Consider the following 4371-nt stretch of genomic DNA (forward strand, 5'->3'; position numbering starts at 1 on the left):
CACGCAACACGGCTTCCGCATCCTTAACCTCGCTGGCGGCCAATGCATACAAGGCTTCGGCACGGCGGCGCGGGTCGGCGCTTTGCACGCCCGCATATAGCTCCGCATTATCCTGCCGGGTTGACGGCGTTTGCGGCACGGCGGCTTGGCAATCTGACGCCTGCCCGGCCGCCGTACTGCCTAAGATCCAGGCTTCCTTGGGCTCGGCTGCGTCGGCTTGGCCGAACACCAAACCGGCCGACTCCCCCAACAGACACTTCAGCAAAGCCGGCAGCTTTTCAGCGGCACAGGTTGCCGTCACCGAGGCCGACGGCAACACGCTGTAATGGATGACCATGCCGCTGACGCGCTGCAACTCGTCCAAAATTACCGGCAGAGGTACAGCGTTGGCCTGCAATTGCCAAACGTGCGCCTCCCGATCCAGCCGCACCGTGACGCCTTGCCTGTCTTCTGCTTGAGAGGTCTGATAAAGCAAACCCATCAGCAAGACCAATCGACAGGCCCAATCGCTATTTAGCGACAAAACGCCGCATATTCGGGACGGCCGGCAAGCAAACATACCTTGCCGTCAGGCGGCAAGGCTCTGCTTACGGCGCGATGCCGCGGTCAAACCGGCCAAGGCCGAGCCGAACAGCCAAATCGCACCGGGCACGGGCACGGTGGTCGGCAAAGCCACATCGCCGCTGATAAATAGTTTGTAGGCGTGCGGTTGTGAGTTATCGCCATACGGATAACTGCTCCAGGTATCGCCGAATCCAAAGCCGTTTACCGGATCCGTGGTATCCACATAGCCGGCGGAATAGGTTTCGCCATCCGCGAAATCGAATTCCGCTTTAGCCCAATAAGTATCGAACGAATTGACCAACAAATAACTGCCTTGAGTAAGGTTTAAAGTGCCGCCGGCATCCGAAATGCCAACTTGAGTTGGATCATTAAGCACAAAGCCGTTTTTAAGCGCGACACCGAAATCGTTGACGCCGGTGGGGTTATAGCCCAATACGGGGTTAAAACCGCTTTCAAATGCGTCGGCTATAGAATAAGCCGTACTCCACTCGTACTCTCCGCTCACCTCATTCAGTTTGAACAAGGTAAGTTTGTTATTCAAACCATCCGTCAATGTATCCGTCCACATGCTGACCGCGCTGTCGCTCAGCACATCGAAACGAAATTCCTGCAGATCGAAATCGCCGAAAAAACTCTCGTTAAAGTCCAACTGTGCCGCTTGCGCGGAACCGATAGACATACCAAACAAAGCAACGGCCGCAAATTGTTTAATTTTCATACTATCTCCATAAATTAAAAAAAACCAAAACTAACCCTGTCTCATGTTGACGACATAAATACAGCAACATCCAAGCCAACCCACAACAAAAACAAAAATAATTACTTATTTTCAATACGTTACACACCATACGAAATGCCGTTTCCATCCTAACTCGGCCGATTACACACCGAGCCACTCAGTCCAAGACAAATCAAGCTGGCATTTAACATAGCTTAAATGCGTTATATAACATAGTTCACTTAATTCACTATCTAGGCTCATTGCTCAGTCAACCCACACTTCATCGCTTTTCAAGACCATGCCAACAACCGCTCCAAAAAACGGGCGAGCGGCATTTAGAGGCCGGTTTAAACGCCATGAAAGCCGGCACGCGTCTCGGACGACTTGACGACAAACCCATACATTGAACCTTCCGCTCCAACATAATAACTGCTCGCCCCCAATTCCGTGCCAACGCAATCCCGCTTGATCGGCTTCTCGAATTAGCTTAGCCTTTAAACAAAGATTATTGCCCAACCCGGCCCCTTTTGCACCTCGGCACCCGATATTTGGCTTTGAACGCACCCGATCTCCAACATTTTCATTTCAATTTCAAAGCCATGGGTACGCCGTGCGACTTGCAGTTGTTTGCGCCCAATCCCGCCAGCGCGCAAAAAACCGCCGACCTGGCCATCCGGGACGTTCAACGCCTTGAAATGAAATATTCCCGTTACCGGGACGACAGCCTGTTGTCCGAAATCAACCGGGTTGCCGGCCAGGGCGGCAGCATCAGGGTTGACGAGGAAACCGCCGGTTTACTCAATTACGCGGACGCCTGTTATCAACAAAGCGGCGGCCTGTTCGACATCAGCTCCGGCCTGTTGCGCCAAGCCTGGCGTTTTGACCGGGTGCAATTGCCAGAGCAAAAGCTGATCTCATCGTTATTGGAACGGATAGGTTGGGAGAAAACACGGTGGTCGCCGCCGGAATTGACATTTTTAATGCCGAACATGGAGCTGGATTTCGGCGGTATCGTCAAGGAATACGCGGCCGACCGGGTGGCCACGCTGTGCCGGCAGGCCGGTTGCCTGCATGGTCTGGTGAATTTGGGCGGGGATGTAAAAATCATAGGCCCGCGCACGGACGGCCAACCCTGGCGCATCGGCATCGCCCACCCGCGCGATAATCGCGCCCTATTGGAAAGCTTGGCTCTCGATCAGGGCGCGGTCGCCAGCAGCGGCGATTACGAACGCTGCATCGTCATCGGCGGCAAGCGTTACAGCCATCTGCTGAACCCGAAAACGGGCTGGCCGGCCGGCCACCTGACCTCGGTTACCGTGGTCAGCGAGCATTGCGTGGTTGCCGGCAGCGCGTCCACCATTGCCATGCTCAAGGAAGAACAGGGGCCGGCCTGGCTGGAAGAATTGGGCTTGCCGCATATTTGGACGGATATTCAGGGGCGGCAAGGCGGTTCAATAAAATAAAATTCGACCCGCAGTGTAAAAATACTCAAATGGAATACAAACCCAGGCTTGTACTCCGTCAAGTCAATCGCGGTTCATAGTAAATGCTTCACGGCCTTCCGTTCTTCCATCAATTCCGCCTCGTTTTGGCGCAAGCGTTCCAGGCTGAACTCATTCATATCCAGGCCCTTGACGATAGCGTATTGGCCGTCCGCAACGGTGACGGGGAAGGAAAACACCAAACCGGATTCGATACCGTAACTGCCGTCCGAAGGCACGGCCATGCTGACCCAATCGCCTTCAGCCGTGCCGTGTATCCAGGTAGACATATGCATGATCGCCGCGTTGGCGGCGGAAGCGGCGCTGGATTGGCCGCGGGCTTTAATGACTTCCGCGCCCCGGTATTGCACGATGGGCATAAACTCGTCGACAAACCAGTCTTGTTCGACCAAATCCAGCGCGGGCCGGCCCATGACCAAGGCATTGTGCAGATCGGGGTATTGCATGCAGGAATGGTTGCCCCATACCGTCATGTTTTTAATGTCCCGGGTGGGCACGCCGCATTTTTGCGCCAACTGGCTGACGGCGCGAGTGTGGTCCAGCATGGTCATGGCCGCGAAACATTCCGGCGCCAAATCCGGGGCATGGTTAATCGCCAAGTAGGCGTTGGTGTTGGCCGGGTTGCCGGTCACCAAAACCTTGACATTGCGGTTGGCCACTTCATTTAAGGCCTGCCCCTGCACCAAAAAGATTTCCGCGTTTTGCGACAATAAATCGCTTCTGAGCATGCCTTGTTTACGGGGTTTGGCACCCACCAAAAACGCGTAATCGACATTATCGAACGCCACCTTCGGATCGTCTGTGATAATGACTTTATGTAATAGGGGGAATGCGCAATCGTGCAACTCCATCACCACCCCTTTCAATACTTCCATGGCAGGCGTAATTTCCAACAGCCGCAAAACGATGGGTTGGTCCGGGCCCAACAAATCGCCCGCCGCCAAGCGAAACAGCAATGAATAACTGATCTGGCCTGCGGCACCTGTTACAGCAATATCGACGGGTGTTTTCATAGCTTCCTTAGAGTCTGGGAGTGTGTTCTCGTGAACGGCACCGCCGGATTGTGACGTTGTTGCACACTCTTTAAATTTAGGCAAACAATACCACATTCCCGGTTTGATCGAAGCGGATTGGATTATAAAGCGGCCGGATTAATATGCCTGTATAATGGCGCGCCTTAAAATAATCGCCTTAATCCATCTGGTAAGTTAATGAAAAAACTACTATTTCAGTTCGATACTGACACGCATCCTTCAGTTTTTGACACGGTGGTAGCTTACGACGGCGGCGCCGACCATGTGATCGGCCACGGCGGTTTAACCCCGGAAAACGTCGGCGGCTTGGTGGACGGCTGCATTTTCACCCGCGCCCCCAAGGACAAAAAAAACACCGCTATTTTTATCGGCGGCAGCAATATGAAGGCCGGCCAGCAATTGCTGGAAGCGGTGCAAAAGCATTTCTTTCCCGGTTTTCAAGTCTCGGTAATGCTGGACAGCAACGGCAGCAACACCACCGCGGCGGCGGCGGTGGCCAGAATCGCCACCGGCACCGGCCTGGCCGGTAAAAAAGCCGTGGTTTTGGCCG

At 54.1% G+C, this 4371-nt stretch carries 5 protein-coding genes; 2 read left to right on the forward strand and 3 right to left on the reverse strand.

Features of this window, described 5'->3' with window-relative positions; all coding sequences use genetic code 11:
- Both NP596_RS20050 and NP596_RS20055 read right to left on the reverse strand, forming a co-directional pair.
- A partial coding sequence (locus tag NP596_RS20050) for a hypothetical protein (RefSeq protein ID WP_256617168.1) occupies positions 1-523 on the reverse strand: 523 nt, incomplete at its 3' end.
- Positions 524-568: 45 nt separating this feature from the next.
- Positions 569-1282, reverse strand: coding sequence for a VPLPA-CTERM sorting domain-containing protein (locus NP596_RS20055; protein WP_256617169.1), 714 nt, complete (start codon positions 1280-1282; stop codon positions 569-571).
- 557 nt (positions 1283-1839) lie between these two features.
- Between NP596_RS20055 and NP596_RS20060 the strand changes: the two genes are divergently transcribed.
- Positions 1840-2748, forward strand: coding sequence for an FAD:protein FMN transferase (locus NP596_RS20060; protein ID WP_256617170.1), 909 nt, complete (start codon positions 1840-1842; stop codon positions 2746-2748).
- Positions 2749-2822: 74 nt separating this feature from the next.
- On the opposite strand, the gene NP596_RS20065 is transcribed toward NP596_RS20060, so the two are convergent.
- Positions 2823-3800 carry a malate dehydrogenase gene (locus tag NP596_RS20065; protein ID WP_256617171.1) on the reverse strand — a complete coding sequence of 326 codons (978 nt, stop codon included), beginning with the start codon at positions 3798-3800 and terminating at the stop codon, positions 2823-2825.
- A 198-nt stretch (positions 3801-3998) separates the two neighbouring features.
- On the opposite strand from NP596_RS20065, the gene NP596_RS20070 reads away from it, so the two are divergent.
- Positions 3999-4371: methylene-tetrahydromethanopterin dehydrogenase N-terminal domain-containing protein (locus tag NP596_RS20070; protein ID WP_305891827.1), on the forward strand; the 373-nt coding region annotated here is incomplete at its 3' end.

Origin of the sequence: Methylomonas rivi (assembly GCF_024505165.1) — a bacterium.
Lineage (GTDB): Bacteria > Pseudomonadota > Gammaproteobacteria > Methylococcales > Methylomonadaceae > Methylomonas > Methylomonas rivi.